Genomic DNA, 22,292 nt, shown 5'->3' with positions numbered 1-22,292 from the left:
AATCTCGATGCTGCGCGTTCGCTGATGCAGTTGGTCCAGGTTCGTTACGACAAAGGCGCGGCCAGCGGTTTGGATGTGGCTCAACAGCGCACGGCATTGTTGAGCATCGAAGCGGAAGTGCCTGAGTTACAGCAGAGCCTGACGGAAACTCAAAGTGCACTGGCGCTGCTGTTGGGCCGAGTGCCGCAGGCGTTCACTGTTCGTACCGAATCGCTGGTCGACGTGACTCCGCCGGCGCTGGCTTCCGGCCAGCCTGGCGACTTGTTGCAGCGTCGGCCTGACATTCGTGCTGCCGAAGCGGATCTGGTCGCTGCCAATGCCGATGTCGGTGTGGCGCGAGCCGCTTTGTATCCGAGCATGGAGTTGAGCGCTTCCGGCGTCGTGACCAATTGGTTGACTGGCGGTTCGTCCTCGGTCGCGTCGCTGGCCGCTTCGCTGAGCCAGGTGTTGTTCGATGGCGGCGAGTTGCGTGGCCAAGTGCAGTTGGCGGACGCGAGCCGTCGTGAGCTGGTCGAAACGTATCTGCAGACCGTGCTCACCAGCGTCAAAGAAGTGAATGACAGCGTGATGGCTGTGTCCACCGCCGATCGCCGCACGTCGCTGCTGACTCAGACGGTGGAGCAGGCGCAGTTGGCGCTCCGTCTTGCGACTACGCGTTATCAGGCTGGCTCGGAAGACTTGCTGACCGTGCTGGAAAGCCAGAGCTCGCAGCTGAGCGCCGAGGACTCGCTGGTCCAGGCCAAGCTGGCGCGCGTGAATGCCTCGATCACACTGTTCAAAGCACTCGGCGGCGGCTGGACGGCGACTTGATCGCCGTCGCAGGGGCTAGTTAAGCGATGGCTTGGAAGTCCACCAACGGCACGCCTTCCTTCACTTGGTCGCCGGCGCTGCAGAGGTAGCTCACCAGCTTGCCCTTGCTCGGAGCAAACACGGTCAGTTCCATTTTCATGGCTTCCATTACCAACAGCGGCGCGCCTTTGGCGACTTCGGCGCCTGGCTCGGCCAGCAGGGCGATGATCTTGCCGGGCATCGGTGCCGTCAGGCCGCCGTGAGTTTCTTCGGACTCGCCGGCGTGGATCAGAGGATCGACGTAGGTGATGGCGTGATGTGCACCACGCAGGAACACATGCAACTGTTCGCCCTGTGGGACGACGGTGGTTTCGAGATGACGCTGACCGAGCGAGATTCGCAACGACGCATCGGACAAGCGTTGCACTCGTGCCGGCTCATCGCCGATGAGATAGCCCGTCGGGGTGTAACGAAGCGCTACGTTCTCAGTCTGCTCGCCGACGGAGAACTGCAACGTTCGACGCTGCGCGCCGTTGATGCGCCAGCCGTCGGCAATGCTCCACGGAGACGCAGCTTGATCCGCGGCTGTGCGCTCTGACGAAAGCTGCGCCAACGCTGCGACCTGGAATACTTCAGCCGGCAAGTTAGTAGCTGCTGGAATGAGTTCAGCGCGTTCGCGTTCGATGAGGCCCGTATCGACTCGGCCTTCGCGGAATGCCCGGTGCCCGACCAAGCGAGACAGGAAATTCACATTCTGACCGACGCCGACGATGTGTGTGTCGGCCAACGCGCCGAGCATACGTTCGATGGCAGCTTCGCGAGTGCGATCCCACACGATGAGCTTGGCAATCATCGGATCGTAGTGCGGAGTGATCTCGTCGCCTTGTTCCACGCCCGTATCGAGACGCACATGAGCTGACGGCTGCGGCGTTTTGAAGTAGACGAGGCGACCAACGGAAGGCAGAAAGCCTTTCTCGGGTTCTTCAGCGTAGATGCGCACTTCGATGGAGTGCCCATTCAACGGCACCTGTTCTTGAGTCAGTGGCAAATCTTCGCCAGAGGCAACGCGCAGCTGCCACTCGACCAAGTCGAGCCCGGTGATCATTTCAGTGACCGGATGCTCCACCTGCAGGCGCGTGTTCATTTCCATGAAATAGAAATTGCCCTGCGAGTCGGCGATGAACTCGACCGTGCCGGCACCGACGTAGCCGACGGCACGCGCGGCATCGCAGGCTGCGCGGCCCATGGCGGCGCGCTGCTTGGCATCGACGCTGGGCGCGGGCGCCTCTTCAACTACCTTTTGATGCCGGCGCTGAGCCGAGCAATCGCGCTCGTTCAGGCTGATGGTGTGACCAGCCTTATCCGCGAATACTTGGATTTCGATGTGTCGCGGCTGCTGCAAGTACTTTTCAATGAGCACGCGATCATCGCCGAAGGACGTGCGAGCCTCGCGCTGGCACGAGGCCAGTGCGGCGGTGAATTCATCGGTCGCGTTGACGACGCGCATGCCTTTGCCGCCACCACCCGCGGACGCTTTGATCAACACCGGATAGCCGATGCGATCAGCCTCACGCTGCAGTAACGCCGGATCTTGATCGTTGCCGTGATAACCCGGCACCAGCGGTACCTTCGCTTCCTGCATCAGCGCCTTGGCCGCGGACTTGGAGCCCATGGCACGAATGCTCTTCACCGGCGGACCGATGAACACGATGCCGTTCTCCTCGCACGCCTTGGCGAAGTTTTCGTTCTCGGACAAAAAGCCATAACCGGGATGCACGGCTTGCGCGCCCGATTGTTTGCAAACTTCGACGATGCGCTCGATGCGCAGATAACTCTCACGTGAGGCCGCGGGGCCGACGCAATAAGCTTCGTCAGCCAGGCGCACATGGCGCGCACCGGCATCGGCTTCGGAATACACGGCCACGGTGCGAATGCCGAGCTTGCGACAAGTGGCGATGACCCGGCAGGCAATCTCGCCGCGATTGGCGATCAGGATTTTGGTGAACATGGGTCCTCGCTTACATGCGGAACACGCCGAAGCGTGGTTCGCCGACCGGAGCATTGGCAGCAGCAGCCAGGCCGAGGCCCAAGGTGCGCCGTGTTTGTGCGGGATCGATGATGCCGTCGTCCCAGAGTCGCGCGGTCGCGTAGTAGGGGTTGCCTTGGGTTTCGAACTGCGCTTTGGTTGGCGCCTTGAATGCCTCTTCCTCTGCGGCACTCCATTGCTTGCCCTGAGCTTCAAGCGCGTCACGACGCACAGTCGCGAGCACGTTGGCGGCTTGTTCGCCACCCATCACTGAGATCTTGGAGTTCGGCCAGGTCCACAAGAAGCGCGGCGAGTAAGCACGGCCGCACATGCCGTAGTTGCCGGCGCCGTAAGAGCCGCCGATCAGCACAGTGAACTTCGGCACTTGTGCCGTCGCTACGGCGGTCACCATCTTGGCGCCGTGACGCGCGATGCCTTCGTTCTCGTACTTGCGACCGACCATGAAGCCAGTGATGTTCTGCAGGAACACCAGCGGAATACGACGCTGCGAACACAGCTCGATGAAGTGTGCGGCTTTCTGTGCCGACTCGGAGAACAGCACGCCGTTGTTGGCGACGATGCCGACTTGGTAGCCGTACACGTGTGCGAAGCCGGTCACCAGCGTGTTGCCAAAGCGAGCTTTGAATTCATCGAAGCGCGAACCGTCGACGATACGCGCGATGACTTCTCGCACATCGAACGGCTTGCGAGTGTCGGCAGGGATCACGCCGTACAGTTCGTCGGGATCGTACAGCGGATCTTCCACGGCCTGCGGCTGGAAGGCGGTTTGGCGCGGGCCGAGGTTGTTGACGATATTACGAACCAAGGCCAGCGCGTGGTGATCGTCCTCAGCAAGGTGGTCGGCAACGCCGGAGATGCGGGTATGCACGTCGCCGCCGCCGAGATCTTCGGCGCTGACGACTTCACCGGTCGCAGCTTTCACTAGCGGCGGGCCGCCGAGGAAGATGGTTCCCTGGTTGCGCACGATCACGGCTTCGTCGCTCATCGCCGGCACGTAAGCGCCGCCGGCAGTACATGAGCCCATCACGCAAGCGATTTGCGGAATCCCCATGGCCGACAAGTTCGCTTGGTTATAAAAGATCCGGCCGAAATGTTCCTTGTCCGGGAACACTTCATCTTGCATGGGCAGGAAGGCGCCGCCCGAGTCGACCAGATACACGCAGGGCAGGCGGTTCTCGCGCGCGATCTCTTGAGCGCGCAAATGTTTCTTGATGGTGATGGGATAGTACGTGCCGCCTTTGACGGTGGCGTCGTTACCGACGATCACGCACTCACGACCGTTGATGCGGCCGATGCCAGCGACGGCACCTGCGCTCGCGACTTCACCGCCATACATGCCATGAGCGGCGAGCGCCGAGAATTCGAGAAACGGGGTGCCGGGATCGAGCAACAGATCGATTCGGTCGCGCACCAGCAGCTTGCCGCGAGAGGTGTGCTTTTGACGTGCGCTTTCCGACCCGCCCAGGGCGGCGGTGGCCGTTTTGTCCCGCAGCTCGTCCACCAACGCGCGCAGGGCGGCGCTGTTGGCGCGGTATTCGTCGCTGCTGGTCCGCAGCTTGGAGGAGATTACGTTCATGGGCCCCCTGGGCAATCGACTTTACGGATCTCGCGGCCGGGGCATTGTAGGAGCCCGGGGGCAAGAAATGAATACGGATTCACAAAAAAAACCAAGATTCACTTCATGCTACGATGCGGCCCATGAGCTACAAGCGATCGTTCCTGATGCAGGAGCGGCTGGCCGACAATCGCCAGCGTATCCTCAAGGCTGCGCGGGCCTTGGTCGCCGAGGGTGGCTTCGGCCAGGCCTCCATCGCTGCCGTGGCGGCCAGCGCCGGACTGTCGGCCGGGGCCATCTATCGTTACTTTCCCTCCAAGGCGGCGCTATTCGTCGAAGTGCTGACCGGCGCCATCGATCACGAAATCGTCATCCTGCAAGCCATCGCCAAAGGCGAGGGCAACGCTACGTCGCGTTTGCGGGCCTGCGTGGAATCATTCGCCAACCGTGCTTTGGAAGGGCCCTATCTGGCCTATGCCTTCATTGCCGAGCCGGCCGAGCAGGAAGTGGACGAAGCGCGTCTGCTCGGGCGCATTCGCTTCGGCGAGGTGTTCAAGTCGTTATTGATCCAAGGCATCGAAAGCGGCGAGTTTCCGGAACAGTCGGTGGATATCGGTGCGGCTTGCATCGTTGGCGCGTTCACCGAAGCGTTGATCCGGCCCATCACTCCGCGAGGCAAGCGCGACGCGCGCACGGAGATGGTGGAAGGTATCGTTGCCTTTTGCTTGCGCGCAGTGGGCGCCAAAGTCACCACCAAGAAGGCCGGACGAGCCAAAGACTGAGCCTTGTCGGTTTTGAGACAACGCCTGTCCGCTGCCGCCGGGACGCGGCCGGCCGGACTGAATACACTTACGCCATGACTATTCATCGAGCTTGTTGGAAGCGGCAGGGAGCGTCGGTTTGAGTTCTTCTGCCGAGGTTCGCGATCCCGCCGAGGCGCGGGATGACACCGCGTTTACTGTGATCATGGCGATCTGCTGCTGCCATCTGTTGAACGACATGATGCAGTCGCTGATGCTGGCCACGTATCCCACCGTCAAAGCCAGTCACTCGCTGACCTTCGGGCAGCTGGGCTGGATTTCACTGGCCTATCAAACCACGGCGTCGTTACTGCAGCCGGTGGTGGGTTATGTGGCCGACAAGCGTCCGGCGCCGTTCTCGCTGCCTGCCGGTACATTGTTTACGGCATCCGGGCTCGCGGTGTTCGCGCTCGCTTCGAGTTTCACCACATTGTTGATTGGCGCGATGATGCTCGGCATGGGCTCGTCGGTGTTCCATCCCGAAGCTTCGCGAGTGGCGCGCATGGCGGCAGGGCCGCGTCATTCGTTGGCGCAGTCGTTGTTTCAATTGGGTGGCAATGCCGGCCAAGCCATCGGGCCGCTGTTCGCGGCGTTGGTGGTGGTGAAGTACGGTCAGTCGAGTCTGACTGCGTTCGCTTTGCTGACGCTGGTGTCCACGGCCATCCTTTGGAACGTGGGCGTTTGGTACAAGCATCACGGCCTGCCGCGTCTACAACGGCTGCGTAGGCCGCAGAAGACCGATCTCGCCGTGCCGCGCAGTGATGTCGTGAAGGGCATGACGATTCTGTTGGTGTTGATCTTTTCCAAGTTCGCCTATGTGGCGAGCTTGTCCAACTACTACACCTTCTATTTGATCGAACGCTTTCATATGAGCGTGATCGAGGCGCAGGTGCATTTGTTTCTGTTCCTCGGCTCGCTGGCGGTCGGCACCTTGCTCGGCGGCTATTGGGGTGACAGTTTCGGGCGCAAGAACGTGATTCGCTTTTCAGTGATGGGCGCGATTCCGTTCACGCTGATGTTGCCGTTCGTCACCCTCGGCTGGACCGAAGTGCTCACCGTGCTCATCGGCCTCACCATCGCGTCGGCGTTTCCGGCCATCGTGGTGTTCGCTCAGGAGCTGCTGCCCGCACGCGTGGGCATGGTGTCGGGGTTGATGTTCGGATTGTCGTTCGGTGTTGGCGGCCTGGCGGCGGCGTCCTTCGGGCATCTCGCCGACGCGTATGGCATCGAACTGGTCTACCGTTTGAGCGCGTTCCTGCCGGTGCTCGGGTTGCTGGCCATCTGGCTGCCTGACTCCCGGCGGCGAGCTCCAGCCCCGTAGGCTTTGTCGCTTTTGCGATAGTCTTGGGCCGGCTTGCGCGATTACGCAGCCGGCGCCTCGGCTATAACTGGGGTGTGAGTACCTGTACTTCCCCCGGCTCGGGCATCGAGCTGGTCCGTCAACTCGAAGCGAGCCCGCAAGCCATCGTCGCGTTTTCCCGCGACTATCCGGCCGGCTACCTGATCGAGCGCCATAGCCACGACCGGGCGCAACTCATCCACGCGTCCTCCGGCATCATGCGAGTCGATACGCCCAATGGCATTTGGGTGGTGCCGCCGATGCGAGCCATTTGGGTGCCGGCGCACGTGCCACACGAAATCCGCGCCAACAGTCTGGTTCGGATGCGCACGCTGTTCTTTCGGCCCGAGGTGCGTTCCGATCTGCCGGCCGATTGTTGTGTGATCGAAGTGTCGCCGCTGTTACGCGAAATGATTTTGCGCATGGTGGCGCTGAGTGAGGCCGAGCCGCGAGTGACGCCGTCGGTGCATCTGTTCGAGCTCATCCTCAGCGAGATTCGTGAGATCGGCGCCTTACCGCTGCACATTCCCATGCCTGAAGACAGTCGCGTGCGGCGTATCTGTCTGGGCATTCTGCAGGATCCATCCGATTCCCGGACCAGTGCGGAGTGGGGCGCGAATGTCGGCGCCAGCTCGCGCACGCTCGAGCGGTTGTTTCAGAAAGAAACCGGGATCAGTTTTGGATCGTGGCGTCGGCAGGCTCGCCTGTTGGCAGCGATGACGCAGTTGGCGGCAGGCCGGCCCATCGGCACTGTCGCGAGCGATTTGGGCTACGACAGCCCGAGCGCGTTCACCGCCATGTTCAAGCGAGTGCTCGGCCATCCGCCGAGTCAGTTCTGTCCGCAACAGTCGGCCTGACGTCTTGCCGGCTGCTCATGAAGCGACGTGGTTGGCCCACAGGTCGTTGAGATAACCGAAGCTCCAATTCTCGGGCGGTTCGCGCGCCACGATGCGGTCGGTCAGGTGCGGGTCCATCAAGTCGATCAGCTTGGGTTCGAAGGGCATGCCCGACTTGGTGGAGAAAAACAGCTTCACTTTCGGCGCGGTCAGTTTGCTGATGTTCTGTTCCACCACCACGCCCAACTTGCCCGACGCCATGCGCACCAGCGAGCCCACCGGATAGATGCCGATGGTCTTGATGAAGGTCTGTAACACCGTCGGATCGAAGTGGCCTTCCCACGAGGCCATGCGCGTCACCGATTCCGCCGGATCCCAACCTTTCTTATAAGGCCGGTCCGAGGTGATGGCGTCGTACACGTCACACACCGCGCTCATGCGGGCGATCAAGGAAATCTTGTCGGCAACCAGACAGTCGGGATAGCCCTTGCCGTCCATGCGCTCGTGATGATGACGGGCGACGTCGAGCACGTGCTCGTTGTCCACGCCGCTTTCGAGCAGCATTTCGTGGCCACGCACCGGATGCGATTTGATGATGCCGAATTCTTCGTCGGTGAGTTTGCCGGGCTTGTTGATGATGTCCTGAGGCATCACTGCCTTGCCCAGGTCGTGTAGCAAGCCGGCCATGCCGGCATCGCGCAAGGTGGCTTCATCGAGCCCAAGCTGGCGGCCCAGCGACACCATCAGCGCGCACACTGACACCGAATGCATATATGTGTATTCGTCCGCCGTCTTCAGTCGGCACAAGCTGACCAGCGCGTTGGCGTTGTGATCGACGGAATCGACGATGTCGTTCACCAGCGGCGCACAGTCGCTGGTGTTCACTGCGTTGCCCATGCGGACTTCATTGAATAGCGAGGTGACTGCGGCCTTGGAGCGCTTCAACACCACAGTGGCGTTTTGCAGTTCAGCCGCCATCGAGCGACGTTCCTTTGGCTTGGAATCCGTAGTCGGCGTTGCTGCCCCGACCTGCGCCGGAGCAGCGGAGCTGGCTCGCGCCACATCCATGCCTTTGGACAGATCGATCCAGATTTCTTGCACGCCCGAACCTCGCAGGCGCGCCAGCATCTCCCCGTCTTTCACCAGAAAGCGGGTTTTCCACAAATTGTGCTGCAGCCACGGTCCCTCGACCGAAGCCACGAACATCCCGGTTCGAACTTCAGAAATGGCAATTTTTTTCAGCATGGCGGTTTGTATCGCGAGCCGTCCCCGCTATCGGGCCTTCGCTCGCTGCGCGTTGTCCGTCTGTTGCTCTGCATCGGCAGCTGTAGGACAAAAATTACGGTTACCCACAATCGGATTATGAGATTTCCGTCGCAAAGCGGATCTTGGGCAAGGGGCGCAGTAGGGGGCCGTTGCAGGCGGTTCAGGGGATGCCTGAGTGCTGAGAGTTATCGGCATAGCGCCAGCTCCCGGTCGATCCGGCAGTTTTCCAGGAAGCGCCGGTCGTGAGAGACCACCAGCAGGGCGCCGCGGAACTCTTGGAGAACGCCTTCGAGGAACTGGATATTGCTGAGGTCCAGGTTGTTGGTGGGTTCATCTAATAAGATGAGTTCGGGTTTGTCGGTGCTGAGCAAGCCGCGAGCCAGGGCGGCGCGAACGCGTTCGCCGCCGCTCAGGTCGCGGACCTTTTGAAACACGGCGTCTTTGGCGAACAGGAAGCGAGCGAGGCCGTTGCGAATGGCGCCTTCGCTGTCGGAGCTAACGGCGCGAACGTTGTCGAGCACGCTGGCATCCTGATCCAGAACGCTGCAACGCTGATCGAAATACAACGTCACGAGATTGCCGAGTCGCAGTTCGCCGCGAGTTTCGAACGATGCGCCCATGAGTGCTTTGAGCAGCGTCGATTTGCCTGAGCCGTTCGGTCCTTGCAGGGCTACGCGAACGTTGCCGCGCCAGTTGAAATCGAGGTCCGGGTCGAAGAGCCAATCGTTGAACCGAATGTTGAAGCCTTGCGCTTCGGCGATGAGTTTTTGCGCCGGCAAGGGTTGGCCGACCAGATCGGCATACATCACCGGGTCGGTCTTCAATTCGCTGAACGCTTCGTGGGCGCGACGAACTGCAGCGTCGGAGCGTTCAATCAGCGCGATGTCACGTTTGCCGGTCGTCACTTGCGCCTGGCGTTTACGGCCACCGGCGATGAGCCTGGGAATGCCGCCTTTCGCTGCTAACTGACTGCCGCGACGATTGCGCTTTTCCTGGCGTGCGCGCAGCTCGGCTTGGTGAGCGACGGCAGCGTCGCGCTCGCGCTTCGCCACATCGAGCGCGGCACTCAATCGTTGTCGCTCTTGATCCTTGGCTTCGACGTAAGCACTCCAGTCGCCACCGAAGCGGCTCAAGCCGAGATTGGACAACTCCAAGATGTCTTCACACAGCTCGAGACATTCGCGGTCGTGAGAAATCAGCAGCAGGCCATGCTCATGGCCGCGAATGAATTCGACGACCGCGTCCCGGCCGTCGCGATCCAGATCGTTGGTGGGTTCGTCCAGAATCAGAAACTCGTCGTTGAGCGCCTGTGCCAGGCGCACGCGCATCCATTGCCCGCCGCTCAGCGACGTGCACAGCGCATCTCGATCGATGCTTTTCAGCAAGCGCTCTCGTGTCAGCGACCACAGCGCATCCGCACCGAGAAACTCAGCAACGCTGATGGCTTCCGGATGGCGGTGCTGGGCGAATCTTTGGACCGGCGCGTGTCGTTGAATGCTGCCGGCCGTCGGTGCTAGCTCGCCGGCAATGAGCCTGGCCAGGCAAGTCTTACCGATGCCGTTCGGTCCGACCAAAGCCGAGCGAGCAGGACCGAGCGAGAAGGTCAGGTGCTTGAATAGCTCCCGACCATTGGCGAATTCATACGCAATGTCACGTGCCACGATGATGGCAGACATAAACAACCTCCGCGCGCACGCATGCGCGTCTGGCGAAACCAGCTAGAAAAAGCGGATTTGGAAAGGTTGTTTATTGGCGCATAGAACTCTGGATTTGCATCCAGAGGCGGCCAAGTCTACGCGATGAGCCAAGGTCTGTCAGCCCGGCATGAGCCTGGCGCTCGCGGTCTATCCGACCAATGACATGACCATGCTATGCATGAGTAACCGCGATCCCATCGTGTGCGGCCGGCTGTTGTTCAATTTGCATTTCCACCTGACACCCGTGTCAGCTAACTAGCGCGCTCGAGTCTGCAATCTGACAACCGTGTCAGCTGATGTTTCTAACGGCGGGTGCCGTCGGCTTGAAAATAGAAACACCGGCCGTGAGGTCGTAACTATATAATCGTCTGCCAGAGAGCGTGTTGTTACATAACCGATAAACCGAGCAACACGCAGCGGGATATGAAGTGGTGATGAGCGCGGGGCACCTGCGCATGGAGGATGTCACGTGTCCGGAATATTTCTGCGCGCCTGTGCCGGCGCACTTTTGTATGTGACGCTGGCGGCCGCAACCTTGGCGGCGACGGGAGATTGGGATTATTCGTACGGCACCCACGGCCGTCTGACATTGACCATCCCGCAAGGCGCTTTCACTGTGCGGACCTGGCGCTTGCAAGCCGACGGCAGGCTACTGGTGGCAGGAAACATCGGCTCGAGCGGAGCCGAGCAACGAGTGCTCGCGCGCTTTCTGGACAATGGCGGCTTGGACACCAGCTTCGACGGCGACGGTGTGCTCGTCCTGCCCTGGGCCGCCAGCTTCTATAACGATGGATACATCGGCCTGGAGCTGCAGCCCAACGGCCAGATCCTGACCTGGAGTTACGATCTGGTGTTCGGCGGCAACGCCTTTCACTCGACGTATTACTTGCGGCGGCTGAATCCGGACGGCTCGCTGGATACCGGCTTCGCCAGCGGCGGCCAGTTCTCTTATCCATTCGACGATTACACCTATCGCGGCGACATCGGTTTGACCGCGCAAGGCGGCATCGTGCTCGTCGGCCAGCCGTCGACCTCCGGAGGCACCGGCGGTCGAGGACGGATCACTCGGTTGACAGCAGCGGGTGCGTTCGACACTTCGTTCGGTACCAACGGCACCGTGCAATTCAACACGCCCGACGTGTTCGGTGTGGATGCGATGGCGATCCATCCGGACGGTGCGTTGACCGTCGGCGGCTCGGTCGGCTACATCCCCAACAACGAGCCTTTCATGGCGCGTGTCACCGCGAGCGGTGTGCTCGATGCGAACTTTGGCGATAGCGGAGTGTTGCAGCTGCCGTTCCTCAGTGGACCGGGTGAGATTGCCGATGTGGTTGCGGCTGCCGACGGCAAGGCCTATATCGCAGGTGTCCGTGAGGATCAAAACGGCATCCGCCGAGGATACGTCGCACGCGTGACCGCGGACGGTCAGTTCGACCCAACCTTCGGTAGCGCCGGAAGAATCATCGTCAATGGCGGGCCGATCACGCTCAGCCTCGATCCGGACGGCAAGGTGTTGGTGGCCGGCGAGTCTTTTGAGCAGTCGGATATAGCCTGGGCTGCACGCTACAACAGCGACGGCTCGCCGGATGTGACTTTCGGTTTACGCGGCCGCAGCCGACTGAACTTTGCTCATGCGACGGCACCGATGGCAGAGGTGTTACGCGACGTCTTTCGCCACCCCGACGGCAGTTACCGTGCGTTGGCGGGCTACGGTGCCGACCTGAGCTCCATGGTTCGTTTGCTCGGCAGCGGCACTAGCGCCGGCGTCGTCGGCATGACCAGTAGCAATCTCAGCTATTCGGTCAGCGAGACCTTTCCGGTCGCACGCATTTCAGTGCTTCGCACCGGCGGCACCAACGGGGCGGTGTCGGTGCAATATCGCACTGTCAGCGGCACGGCAACGGCCGGTGACGACTTCGTTGCCGACACTGGCACCGTCACTTTCAACGACGGCGAGGCCGGGCCCAAGACGGTGACCGTTCAGATCATCGACGACGATGTGTACGAAGAAGATGAAACATTCTACGTAGAGCTGTTCGGCGCCACGGGCGGCGTCGAGCTTGCCAATACCCGGCTGGCTTTCAACATCTCGCGAAGTTATGAGAACGACACCGACGTGCGCTTCGTTACGGCCGGTACGGTCGTCACTGAAGGCGCGGGTAGTGCGAAACTGATCGTGCGCCGGACCGGCAGCATCGTTCATCCGTTGACAGTCACCTATACCGCCAACGCGCCGTCAATGGTTGGCGTGGACTTCACCGGTGCCACGGGCACGGTGACTTGGGGCGCCAACCAAGGCGGCGAGCGAACCATCGAGTTTCCGCTGATCGACGATGCCGTGGCGGAATCGTTCGAGTCGTTTGAAGTCGCGTTGTCGTCTTCGACCGCTGGCGCGATTGTCAGCAACGGCGCGACCGCGTACGTCAGGATCGCGGACGACGACGGCACCCCGACAGGTTCGGATGTCTATTTCTCCAGCACGGTACAGATCGTGAGCGAGACGGCCGCGTCGGTGTCCTTGACCGTGGAGCGGTTGGGAGATTCGACCAACGCAGCCAGCGCCAATTGGGCGCTCCAGAGTGCAACAGCTACGGAAGGGCAGGACTATGCAGCTGCCAGCGGCACGGTGTCCTGGGGTGCGGGCGACGATGCGCCGAAGACCATCGTGATTCCGTTGTTGAATGACTCGGTCGCGGAAGGGCTGGAGTCTTTCATCGTTACCTTGAGCAATACGTCGAACGTGTATGTCCCGTATAACGAGGCGCAGGTCTATATCGAAGACGACGAGGTGCTGCCGGCCGCGCCGGTGATCAGTCTCGCCCCCGGAACCAGCGTCAGCGAAGCGGCTGGCACGGTGAACGCGACTGTAACCATGACCGGTGTGCCGCAAACGACGGTGACTGTTTCTCTCAGTCTGTTGCTGGGTACAGCCAGCGCCAATGACGTCGTCAACGTTGGCGGTCCGCTGACCTGGGGACCGGGCGACACTTCACCGCGGATCGTCTCCATCCCGATCACTTCGGACAGCATCGACGAGATCGACGAATCATTCACCTTGAGCTTGTCGAACCCCACCGGTGGCGCAACCATCGGTACGGCAGTGGCGATCTACACCATCGTCGACGACGATCCCACGCCGCCGGGTCAGCCTGCGCCCATCTATGCTGGCGTAAGGTTGCCGGTGAAGGCGCTCACGGTGCGTGAGGATCAGCGCTCCGCCACGTTCTCGGTGGAGCGCATCGGCAACACTGGTATTCCAATGACTATCCAGTACTACGTGCCGACCGGCGACGCGACCAGCCCTGAGGATCATTACGGCGCCAACGGTTTGATGTCGTGGCTGCCCGGCGATACCACTCCGCGTCAAGTTGAAATTCATCTCAACGGCGACACCGTCGCCGAGTCTGTCGAGACATTCACGGTGCGCTTCGTGAACAGCGCTACTGCGTTCGATGACATCGTCTTTACTGTAAACGACGACGATGGCCCGCCAGGCGCACCGGCCCGAGTCGGACACATAGCGGCCAGCCAGACCGTCACCGAAAGTGCGACGAGCGTGACGTTGTCGGTTGGACGAACCGGTAACACGGCCATCGCATCGAGCGTGGACTATGCAACCGCCAGCGGTACGGCGGGCACGTCGGACTTCGTTGCTGCCACTGGCACGCTGACCTGGGCGGCCAACGACACTGCCACCAAGCTCATCACCATTACATTGACGCCGGACACCGCGGACGAGGCTGACGAGACATTTACGGTTACGTTGCGAAATCCCTCGGCCGGCACCGTGCTCGACACATCGACGGCGACTGTGACCATCGCCGACGACGATGTGCAAGTCGTCGCTCCGCCGGCCGGGAACGGTGGGGGCGGTGGTGGTGGCGGCGAGGAAAGCCTGCTCGCCTTGTTGTTGTGGGCGGCGTTGGCCTGGCTGCGAATGCGGCAGCTACAATCCGCGGATGATGACCGCTCCTTCCTTCAACACACCCGCCGGCCGCATCGTCGGCTGGCGTGATGGCCGAACGATTCGTGCGACGGGAATTCGGTATGCGCGCGCCGTGCGCTTTCAACCGCCGACTCCTGAGCCGGCTCATGCGGAGATAAACGCGACCGAGTGGGCGCCCGCCTGTGCCCAGCCGCAACATCCCTTCGGCCAGCCCATTCTCGAGGCGGCGATGCGCCGGCTGACGACCACTGAGGATTGCTTGCGCTTGTCGGTAACGGCGCCAGATGACATCGCACCGGGCGAGCCGCGTCCGGTGATGGTGTGGATTCATGGCGGATCGTATGTGTTCGGTGCTGGCGATGCGGCTATCTTCGATGCCAGAGCTTTGGTCGAGGAGCAGGGCGTGATCGTGGCCTCGGTGACTTATCGACTCGGCCTGCTGGGCTTTCTCGGTGGTACCGAGCGCGCCGCGAATCTGGGTTTGATGGATATCATTGCAGCGCTGCGCTGGGTGAGAACCAACATCGCGGCGTTTGGCGGCGATCCGAATTGTGTGACGTTGTTCGGCCAGTCCGCCGGCGGTGACGCCATTGCGCATTTGATGATTGCGGAAGGCGCGCACGACTTGTTCCGTCGCGCCATCATTCAGAGCGCGCCGTTGGGTATCAGTCTCGGCCGGCATCGCATGTCGGAAGCCATGATGAAAATGGCGGCGCGAGTTGCGCATGACATGCCGACCGAAGATGCGCTTGCTGCGCAGGCCTCCGTTGCTTCAGCGGCGCGTGGTTTCGGGTGGCCGGCGAGCATGCCGTTCGGCACTCAATACGGTCATCATCCGTTGCCGGCCGAACATGAACTCGACGACGCATGGTCACGCTGCGCGCCGCGCTTCGATGTATTGATCGGATCGACGGCCGAGGAAGGCTCATTCTTCGTGCCCATCATCGAGCCGGTTCGCAAGCTCGCAGCGTTGCCACTACTAGGCGGTGCGGTTCGTCGCATGGTGGTTCGCACGATCACACGCAAGGTCTATTCAGTCGCGGCTGCGAGCTTCGCGCGACGTCATGCTAGCGCCGGCGGCCGCGCCTACACCTACGTGCTCAACTGGGGATCCAAAACCAATCAACTAGGTGCGACTCACGCCATTGATTTGCCGCTGCTATTCGGCGACGAGGAAATCTGGCGCGGCTCGGATCTGCTGACTGGTGTGACCTGGCCCGAAGTGCATTCGCAAGCACAGAAGGTGCGGGCGCTGTGGTCGCGATTTGCCCGAACCGGCACTCTGGAACAGGGCCTGGTAGCGCCGGAGTTGCTGAGCTACGCCAAGGCTTAGTCCAATGGTTAGTCCAAAGGTTAGCGCCGCGGGCGAATATGTATTTCGCGGCGCTTGTAATCGATGATCAGCGTGTCCAGCAGGCCGATGATGTCCATGCCGATCAGCAGCGCCGGCGCGTCGGTCATCTTCCAGGCGTCGAAGATATACATGTCGCCGAATGTGACTCGCATGCCTTGAATGGAAACATCGCCGATGTCGACGTTCGGCGCCGGCAGCGTTTCGCCATATTGCACGTCCAGGGTCACACCGACGATGGAATTAGTGACGCCCTGTCGTTTCCTTCTCGCCAACGCATCGCGCAGGCTCTTGTTGCCGATGGTGGTCTCGGCGCCGGTGTCGAGCATGGCTCGGGTGCGCACGCCCGCCAGCTTTACGTCGAACATCAGCAGATGACCGTAACGTAGTTTCACCGGCACGCGCGTGAAGCCGGGCGAGGTGCGCACCGGACCCGTAGAACGCAAGATGGAAATCTGATCGTTCTTGAAATCGATATGGACGCGCTTGTCGCCCAGCCCGTCCGCGCCGAGCACGCCTTCAGCGCCGCCGAATACATCGGGCACGATGGCGACGGTGCGATCGCCGAGCCACAGGTCGCCGACTTCGATGCTATCGACCTTGATGATGGGCACGATGGACGAGCCGGTGGCGCCCAGCACTTTCACTGTCTGGGTTTCGTGCGGCTTACCGATACGGTTGGCCAAGGCGGGAACGACGGCCGTGCGATTGGCGCCGGTGTCCAACACCAGCCGGTAGGGGCCTTTGCCATTGATATAAACCGGTGCCCAGACCCGACCGATACGATCTCGCAGGGTGGGAGCGACGTAGCGCGGCTCGGGCGCGTCGACCACGACTTCTTCGACGGGAGCGGGAATGGCAACCGGCGCCGAGGCAGCGACGTCGTCATTTCCATGGCCGGTCAGCGGCAGCAGCGATGCCAGTGCGAGCACGAACAGACGCGGGCTCATACATTCCCTCGATCGTCACCGGGTGCCAGTTCCCGGGCGGTGTTGCTCCTGTTAGAACGTTTCGCCGGCCATTCGTTCCGGCGTTTCGGTCCAGTGCCCATCCCAGGCATCCGCCTCGTAACGGCTGGTGAAGGGGAAACCGGACGGCCGTCGCTCTTCGAAGCGCTGGTCATATTCTATCTCGGTGGCATAGCGTGGCTCGCTGGCGGACAGGCTGCCGGCGGACAGACTGCCGTAAACGCGCATGGTGGCAGAGCGGGTGTAGTCGATGTCGCGCACCAGGAAACGGCGGCCAGCAAAAATGGCCGCATGAATTTGTAGATCGCCCGGTCCGGTGACCGACGGCGAGGCGATTTCGATGAAGCGGTCGCTGACCAGGCCCAGGTAGTCGCGGGAATCGGCCTGCTTGCGCGGATCGTGGGCGTAGATCAGGTCGTCCTCGATGACGATCCGCTGCGGCGAATAAATCAGAATGTTGCCGGCCACCGTGCCTTGCACGTACAGCGTGACGCCGGGCGCGCCGATGAAATAAATCGGCTGGTCGGTGGGCGCATTCAGATAGCCCGAGCCGGGCGAGTCATGGGTGCGCCACATATAACTACCGTCGGCGAAGAAACGAATGCGTGTGTCGTCGCCCAGCTCGTGGACGCGGACTTCTTCGCCTTCCGAGGACCAGTCGAAGGGTTTCAAGGCTTCGGGAAGCTCGATGCGGTTGGTGCGGGTTTCCACGCCGCCGGGGAAAATCTCCGCCTGCCGCCGCCGCCCGCCGGACGCCATCTCGAAACTGCGCGCGGCCGTGGTCACTTTGCCCAGAAATTTCGGGCCGACCCGCGAGTCGTGCAACACGATGAATTGCGAGTTGCTATGGAAGCGGCCGACGATCACGTCGTCATGCAGCTGGACCATGGGATCCCAGCGGTCGACCACTTGAGTGAATTGGGAGAAGGCCAGGCGTTTCAGCATGACCCGCGTGGACATGACCTTGCCATGATCCGACGCGCTGACTTCGGCGATGACTCGTTCCAGTGCCGTGCCATCCCGGGCGCGTTCGTACACCAGCTTGGCGCGATATTTCTTGCCGTTTTCTTGCCACTCCAGCGGGGTTTGCGGGGCCTTGTGGAGGGCTTCCGCCAGGCGAGCCAGGCGTTGGGGTAGCGCGGCCAGCTCTTCGGCCGACGCCACCACCGGCTCGGCGGGTTCTGGATTGACGGCCGCGACCGCCACCACCGGTTCGGGCGGCACGAAAGGCGGCGCGACTTCGCCATCCGCGAGCTCGACGCTGGCGGTTTCGATGGCCGGCAGCGGAGGCGCCACCAAATCTTCGGGCAGTTGTTCGGCCAGCAAGGCCACCGCCGAGGGGTCGATGGGCCTGAGATCGACGCCGTCGGCGCGATCCACCTCGGGCGCTTCGATCATGACCATTTGCATGGCCGCTTGATTACTGGAGCCCAGCCCGTCCTGTCGCCCGCCAAAGACTACAGCGAACAGGAAAATCCCGAGGTGCAACGCTAGCGACGCAACGGCGGCGAGCGCGCGTTGCGAGTTCTTCTCGTCCAGAAGCCGGCGAAGCTCATCGAGAAGGCCAGGAAGCGCCATGGTGTCCCCACCTGCTGTTAGGCAAGACGTTGATCCGCGCTGGGCCTAGAGTAGTCCTTGCGTGGCCCAAAGAGGAAGAGCTTGCTTACCACGCAGGCAACGCGGTCAGGATTCAGGGACTTACTTTTGTCAGGGACTGATTTGCGCGGCTGAGGAACGGCCGCAGCGCTGCTCGGCTTGCCGGCCGGCGAGCGCGATACATATGTTGATGCTGACCCCGTCGGGGGCGGTCTGGGTGAGCACGTCCCGAATTTCATTCACTCGGATGGCGTCGACATGGGCGCGATGTGACAGCAATAAGGCGATGCCGCCAGAAACATTGGCCGCTGCCATGGAGCTGCCGGAAACGAAGTCATAACCGTTCGGGGGCACCAAGGTGAGCACGTCTGTTCCCGGAGCGAGCAACACGTCGTGAGCGCTGTGTTCATGCCCGACTGCATCGACCACCATGACGCCCGGCACTTCAGAAGGAAAACCGGCGGCGACGCCATCGCTGGGCAGCGCGGCGACAAAAATCATGTGTCGCGCCAGACCGTGTTCGACCAGGCGTCGGAGTAACGGATCGCTCGGCCCGCCCAAGCTAAGATTGACGATGTTGGCTTTGCGTTCGATGGCGCTGGCCAGTGCGACGGCCAACGAAAAGCTGTCACATACCGCGCGTGTGGGATTGGCACGCTCCGACCAGCAAGCGGCCAGCGAATGAATTTGCGCTTCGGGCGCAATGCCGACGATGCCGAGTCGATTACCGCCGGTCGCTGCGATCACTCCGGTAACGGCCGTGCCGTGCGCGGCGTCGAGTTCACGTTGTCCGGTGAAGTTGCTGGTGGTGATGTGACTTCCTGCCAGATCGGCATGGCTCACATCGACCGCGGTATCGATGACAGCGATGCTGACCCCTTTGCCTCGTGACAGTGCGTGCGCCTCCGGCACGCCCATGGCGGTGAGGCTGCGCTGTAGGCCGGCATACGGGTCGTTGTAAACACTGCTCAAGGTGCCGAAGGAGTTGAGCGGTTGTGCCGATTCGACTCGAGCATCGGCGCGCAGCCGTCGCAGCAGATCAGGCTGCGATTCGCCAGTGTGCATTTGATAGACGATGCAATGAATGCGCAGCTGAGTGATGGGCCATTCGCGGACCGATTTTAGTTTGTAGTCCGCGGCCAGCTCGCGAGCCATGGCACGAGTGTGGGGTGCGACGGCGTATTGCATGGTCGAGCCATATTCCCTAGGCGACGAGCCAGCCCGCGACGAGGGCATCGCGTCGGTGTTAGGCAGGGTGATGACCACGAACTGCTCGGGATGTGTGCGAATCAACGTTTCGTCGGCGGTATCGCGGGCCAGCTGCATGCAGCCGGCGAGTATGACCATCCCGAGCAGTGTGACCAGGCGTTTCATTGAGAGGTGGGCTCGGCGAACAACACATCGGGTTGACTGCGCAAGGTCGCGATGATCTGGTTCACGTCCTTGCCGTTGGCGGTCGCCAAGGTGTAAACGCCAGCTTCGCTCGGCCCGGCCACGATGTCACATTCGACACTTCTCAACAGCCGATTGACCGCGTCCAACGCTGCGTCCGGAGCGAACACTACGCGCACGGCCGCTCGCAGGTCGGCAGTCTGCGGTGTGGACAGAGTCGTGTACTCGGGTTGCGGTCGTAGCGAAGAGCTGAACAACGCTCCGGCCAGCGCGGCTATCGCCACCAACTGCAACCAGATTGCGGCGATCAACCATGGGCGCTGAATCTTGTGGGGTTTCGTGGCCGGCGTCGGTTGTTCATCGATCTGAGCGAGCAGCTTCTGCCAAGAAGCATTGGGAGCGGGAATGACTTCATCGGTGCCGCGCATGTGCTGCTGCATCTGACGCTGCCGCTGCAGTTCTTCGCGACATTCGGCGCAGTCTTCGGCATGAGCCAACACGGTGCGCTGTTCGGTTTCGCTGGCGCGGCCGTTGACGACCCAGGGAATCAGCTCCCAGCAATGCTCATGATTGAAATGCTGTCTGCGCATGAGAGTCAGGGGCCTCTAAGGGATGCCGGCCATGCGAGGTAACAACACGCACAGCTTGCGGCGAGCATGAAACAAACGAGTTTTGACGGTGTTGACCGGGCAGCTGGTGATGGCCGCGATTTCCTCGCAGGAGTGGCCGAGCACATAGGCCAGTTCGAGGCACAGCCGTTGCTCGATGGGCAGTTCATCCAGCGCGCCTTCGATCCACTGTTGCAACTCGCAGGCTTGCATGCCTTCGCTGCCCACCAGAGTGTCGTTCGCTTCCAGCTCGAGGGATTCGAAGGAACGGCGCCGGCGAATGCTTTTCAGCGCTCGGCGATAGGCGATGCCGACGATCCAGGTGGACACTCGCGAGTCGCCGCGAAACCTGTCGGCGGTATTCCAGACCACTAGCAAGGTGTCGTTGATGACTTCTTCAGCCAGGTCCTGCCGTTGGGTCAGTCGCATCAGGAAACGCGACAGCCGACGGTGGTAGAGCACGTACAGCTCGCGTAAGGCGATGCGGTCGCGCAGGCTGACGCGGCGAATCAGCTCCAGCTCCGCTTCGTTATTGCTCAGCCCCGCCGGCTTGGCCACTGCCGCCAGCCTGGGACCTTTTTCGTTATGAGTACGCGTCATCACGCCGGTGAGTACCCTGGGCGAGTCGTCCCGGTTCAATCGATGTCGCCGAATCTCCAGATTACGGTGCCCGACCAGGCAATGGCGGCGCGTTCGTGGCCGAACAGCTGCCGCGCGCTGCGGTCGACGTAGGTATAAGTCAGATGCACGGTGAAGCGGTTGGCCGAATGCATCAGGCCGGCGTGGCCGTACCAATATTGCTCGTCGAATAGCTCGCTCAGGTCGCGATAGCCGACGCCGACATTGCCTGACCAGCTGCCGAAGATGGGTTGCTGAGTGCTGAGCTCGTAAGACACGGCAGTCCGGTCGGCCGCGACACCTCGGTAACTCGCGTCGGCATAGTTGGGCGACCACGCGACGGTGGCGAATACAGCGGATCGATAACCGAGCGAGGCGGTGACTTCATCGTAGTCATACCGCACGTAGCCGCTGTCATTCGGATAGAAGTAGTGAGTGGCCGTCAGCGATGCGATCCACTCGGGAGTGATACGGAAGGCCCGGGCCGCATACACATCGACTTCGGTGCGGGCACCGGGTCCGTAGTAGCGATCGATCTCGGAGGCCCAAGCGCCGATGGTCCAGTGCTCATCGAGTTGGGCTCGTAAGCCGCCTTGGATCGCAGGTTGACCGCGCGTTTGTGACAAGCCTTGCTGAACGTAGTCACTGGTCACGGCCAACGAGCCGTTCCAGGTGACGTCGGCTCGCTGCAAATCGACTCCATAGGCGATGGGTGAGCCTATGAAGCAGGCGATGCAAATTAGAGAGAGAAGGCGAGTATTCATTGCGGGCCGTCAGCGCGCTGCTCGACCGATGATTCGCTCGGTTCGAGCAGCATACGCGCTTCGACGGTCCGATGAGAACTTCCGCAGCGGTGGCGCAACGATGGCGCTCAGTTGTTGAGGGCGCCCGCGGTAATCCACGCTCTAACGTTCGCGATCAAGACCGGATCCAAGGCTGCACCACCCAATGGCATGCGTGCGCCGGTGATGCCAGCTGCACCTTCCAACTTACGGACCAGGTAACTGGCGTCCGGATCGCCGGCGTCCACACGTTGCACCGCTGGTTGCTCTGTACTCGCGACACCTACAAGCGCTGCGAATGTGGCCGCTGCATTCGACAAGTTCATCGATGAAGGTAGTGAAGCACCACCGCCGGTGTGACAGCCGGAACAGCTCGGCGTGAAGATGGTGGATTGCAGTTGAGTCAATGTTGCCGCCGCGGGTGGTGGCGGGGGCGGTGCCGGCGGCTCTGCATCCAACGACAATTGTCCCCGCAACGCGCCGCCCGGCGCCGCCGGTGTGTGGACATCGACATACAGTCGGTCGTTGGCCAGCGCGTCTCGATCTGCCTGAGTCACGGGCTGCTGCTCCACCGACCAATGCGAAGCCACCGTTGTGTCCTTCAACAGCGTGAGTAGAGGTGCCGAAGCATTCTCGCCTGCGGGCGCGTTGTGGACGTGAGCTTCGGTTGCATCGTCGACGCCGCTGGTTTGGACGTGCACC

Annotated in this window: 17 protein-coding genes; 6 read left to right on the top strand and 11 right to left on the bottom strand. The window is 61.6% G+C overall.

All coding sequences use genetic code 11. The features are described from left to right. Positions 1 to 810: efflux transporter outer membrane subunit (locus JNL55_RS16240; RefSeq protein ID WP_293855591.1), on the top strand; the 810-nt coding region annotated here is incomplete at its 5' end. 19 nt (positions 811 to 829) lie between these two features. Here the strand turns inward: JNL55_RS16240 and JNL55_RS16235 are convergent. Further along, positions 830 to 2,797, bottom strand: a complete 1,968-nt coding sequence (locus JNL55_RS16235) for an acetyl/propionyl/methylcrotonyl-CoA carboxylase subunit alpha (protein ID WP_293855588.1) — start codon at positions 2,795 to 2,797, stop codon at positions 830 to 832. Between the two features lie 10 nt (positions 2,798 to 2,807). Continuing rightward, positions 2,808 to 4,412: a carboxyl transferase domain-containing protein gene (locus JNL55_RS16230; protein ID WP_293855585.1), complete on the bottom strand. Its 1,605-nt coding sequence runs from the start codon at positions 4,410 to 4,412 to the stop codon at positions 2,808 to 2,810. A gap of 122 nt (positions 4,413 to 4,534) precedes the next feature. Here JNL55_RS16230 and JNL55_RS16225 point away from each other — a divergent pair, with 122 nt between their 5' ends. The 3 genes from JNL55_RS16225 to JNL55_RS16215 all read left to right on the top strand — a co-directional run bounded on the left by JNL55_RS16225 (position 4,535) and on the right by JNL55_RS16215 (position 7,387). Further along, complete coding sequence (locus tag JNL55_RS16225) at positions 4,535 to 5,173, top strand: TetR/AcrR family transcriptional regulator (RefSeq protein WP_293855582.1); 639 nt, start codon at positions 4,535 to 4,537, stop codon at positions 5,171 to 5,173. Between the two features lie 184 nt (positions 5,174 to 5,357). Continuing rightward, entirely contained in the window at positions 5,358 to 6,512 is a 1,155-nt protein-coding gene (locus JNL55_RS16220) for an MFS transporter (RefSeq protein WP_415923090.1), read from the top strand. 74 nt (positions 6,513 to 6,586) lie between these two features. Then, positions 6,587 to 7,387: an AraC family transcriptional regulator gene (locus JNL55_RS16215; RefSeq protein ID WP_293855576.1), complete on the top strand. Its 801-nt coding sequence runs from the start codon at positions 6,587 to 6,589 to the stop codon at positions 7,385 to 7,387. A gap of 15 nt (positions 7,388 to 7,402) precedes the next feature. On the opposite strand, the gene JNL55_RS16210 is transcribed toward JNL55_RS16215, so the two are convergent. Both JNL55_RS16210 and JNL55_RS16205 read right to left on the bottom strand, forming a co-directional pair. Further along, the gene (locus tag JNL55_RS16210; protein ID WP_293855573.1) at positions 7,403 to 8,611 is read right to left on the bottom strand and encodes an HD-GYP domain-containing protein; all 1,209 of its coding nucleotides are present in this window, start codon (positions 8,609 to 8,611) and stop codon (positions 7,403 to 7,405) included. Between the two features lie 206 nt (positions 8,612 to 8,817). Further along, on the bottom strand, positions 8,818 to 10,308 hold the full coding sequence (locus JNL55_RS16205; protein WP_293855570.1) for an ATP-binding cassette domain-containing protein: 1,491 nt from the start codon (positions 10,306 to 10,308) through the stop codon (positions 8,818 to 8,820). 490 nt (positions 10,309 to 10,798) lie between these two features. Here JNL55_RS16205 and JNL55_RS16200 point away from each other — a divergent pair, with 490 nt between their 5' ends. Together JNL55_RS16200 and JNL55_RS16195 are read left to right on the top strand one after the other, a co-directional pair. Continuing rightward, positions 10,799 to 14,344: a Calx-beta domain-containing protein gene (locus JNL55_RS16200; protein ID WP_293855567.1), complete on the top strand. Its 3,546-nt coding sequence runs from the start codon at positions 10,799 to 10,801 to the stop codon at positions 14,342 to 14,344. Then, positions 14,292 to 15,608, top strand: a complete 1,317-nt coding sequence (locus tag JNL55_RS16195; RefSeq protein ID WP_293855564.1) for a carboxylesterase family protein — start codon at positions 14,292 to 14,294, stop codon at positions 15,606 to 15,608. Before JNL55_RS16200 ends, JNL55_RS16195 begins: the two co-directional genes overlap by 53 nt. A 20-nt stretch (positions 15,609 to 15,628) precedes the next feature. On the opposite strand, the gene JNL55_RS16190 is transcribed toward JNL55_RS16195, so the two are convergent. The 7 genes from JNL55_RS16190 to JNL55_RS16160 form a co-directional block, all read right to left on the bottom strand. Further along, the gene (locus JNL55_RS16190; RefSeq protein WP_293855561.1) at positions 15,629 to 16,576 is read right to left on the bottom strand and encodes an aspartyl protease family protein; all 948 of its coding nucleotides are present in this window, start codon (positions 16,574 to 16,576) and stop codon (positions 15,629 to 15,631) included. A 51-nt stretch (positions 16,577 to 16,627) separates the two neighbouring features. Next, on the bottom strand, positions 16,628 to 18,172 hold the full coding sequence (locus JNL55_RS16185; RefSeq protein ID WP_293855558.1) for a hypothetical protein: 1,545 nt from the start codon (positions 18,170 to 18,172) through the stop codon (positions 16,628 to 16,630). Between the two features lie 129 nt (positions 18,173 to 18,301). Continuing rightward, positions 18,302 to 19,564, bottom strand: a complete 1,263-nt coding sequence (locus JNL55_RS16180; protein WP_293855555.1) for a S8 family peptidase — start codon at positions 19,562 to 19,564, stop codon at positions 18,302 to 18,304. Then, a complete protein-coding gene (locus tag JNL55_RS16175) occupies positions 19,561 to 20,172 on the bottom strand; it encodes a hypothetical protein (protein ID WP_293855552.1) in 612 nt (203 codons plus the stop codon). Before JNL55_RS16175 ends, JNL55_RS16180 begins: the two co-directional genes overlap by 4 nt. Before the next feature lie 15 nt (positions 20,173 to 20,187). Then, complete coding sequence (locus tag JNL55_RS16170) at positions 20,188 to 20,829, bottom strand: RNA polymerase sigma factor (protein ID WP_293855549.1); 642 nt, start codon at positions 20,827 to 20,829, stop codon at positions 20,188 to 20,190. After that, positions 20,826 to 21,572 (bottom strand): TorF family putative porin, encoded by a 747-nt coding sequence (locus tag JNL55_RS16165; protein ID WP_293855546.1) that lies wholly within the window; start codon positions 21,570 to 21,572, stop codon positions 20,826 to 20,828. The genes JNL55_RS16170 and JNL55_RS16165 overlap by 4 nt, the downstream gene beginning before the upstream one ends. A gap of 107 nt (positions 21,573 to 21,679) precedes the next feature. After that, positions 21,680 to 22,292 (bottom strand): CHRD domain-containing protein (locus JNL55_RS16160; RefSeq protein WP_293855543.1); only part of this gene is annotated, 613 nt, incomplete at its 5' end.

It is taken from the genome of Steroidobacter sp., from assembly GCF_016790065.1.
In the GTDB taxonomy this organism is placed as follows: Bacteria; Pseudomonadota; Gammaproteobacteria; order Steroidobacterales; family Steroidobacteraceae; genus Steroidobacter.
This window is presented reverse-complemented; position numbering and strand designations above follow the sequence as displayed.

What these genes read in the sequence shown, in the direction of transcription:
- JNL55_RS16175 (WP_293855552.1), bottom strand. Translation starts at nt 20,172, where the DNA reads ATGCGCAGACAGCATTTCAATCATGAGCATTGCTGGGAGCTGATTCCC.
- JNL55_RS16205 (WP_293855570.1), bottom strand. Translation starts at nt 10,308, where the DNA reads ATGTCTGCCATCATCGTGGCACGTGACATTGCGTATGAATTCGCCAAT.
- JNL55_RS16190 (WP_293855561.1), bottom strand. Translation starts at nt 16,576, where the DNA reads ATGAGCCCGCGTCTGTTCGTGCTCGCACTGGCATCGCTGCTGCCGCTG.
- JNL55_RS16230 (WP_293855585.1), bottom strand. Translation starts at nt 4,412, where the DNA reads ATGAACGTAATCTCCTCCAAGCTGCGGACCAGCAGCGACGAATACCGC.
- JNL55_RS16210 (WP_293855573.1), bottom strand. Translation starts at nt 8,611, where the DNA reads ATGCTGAAAAAAATTGCCATTTCTGAAGTTCGAACCGGGATGTTCGTG.
- JNL55_RS16235 (WP_293855588.1), bottom strand. Translation starts at nt 2,797, where the DNA reads ATGTTCACCAAAATCCTGATCGCCAATCGCGGCGAGATTGCCTGCCGG.
- JNL55_RS16225 (WP_293855582.1), top strand. Translation starts at nt 4,535, where the DNA reads ATGAGCTACAAGCGATCGTTCCTGATGCAGGAGCGGCTGGCCGACAAT.
- JNL55_RS16180 (WP_293855555.1), bottom strand. Translation starts at nt 19,564, where the DNA reads ATGAAACGCCTGGTCACACTGCTCGGGATGGTCATACTCGCCGGCTGC.
- JNL55_RS16195 (WP_293855564.1), top strand. Translation starts at nt 14,292, where the DNA reads ATGACCGCTCCTTCCTTCAACACACCCGCCGGCCGCATCGTCGGCTGG.
- JNL55_RS16185 (WP_293855558.1), bottom strand. Translation starts at nt 18,172, where the DNA reads ATGGCGCTTCCTGGCCTTCTCGATGAGCTTCGCCGGCTTCTGGACGAG.
- JNL55_RS16165 (WP_293855546.1), bottom strand. Translation starts at nt 21,572, where the DNA reads ATGAATACTCGCCTTCTCTCTCTAATTTGCATCGCCTGCTTCATAGGC.
- JNL55_RS16220 (WP_415923090.1), top strand. Translation starts at nt 5,358, where the DNA reads ATGGCGATCTGCTGCTGCCATCTGTTGAACGACATGATGCAGTCGCTG.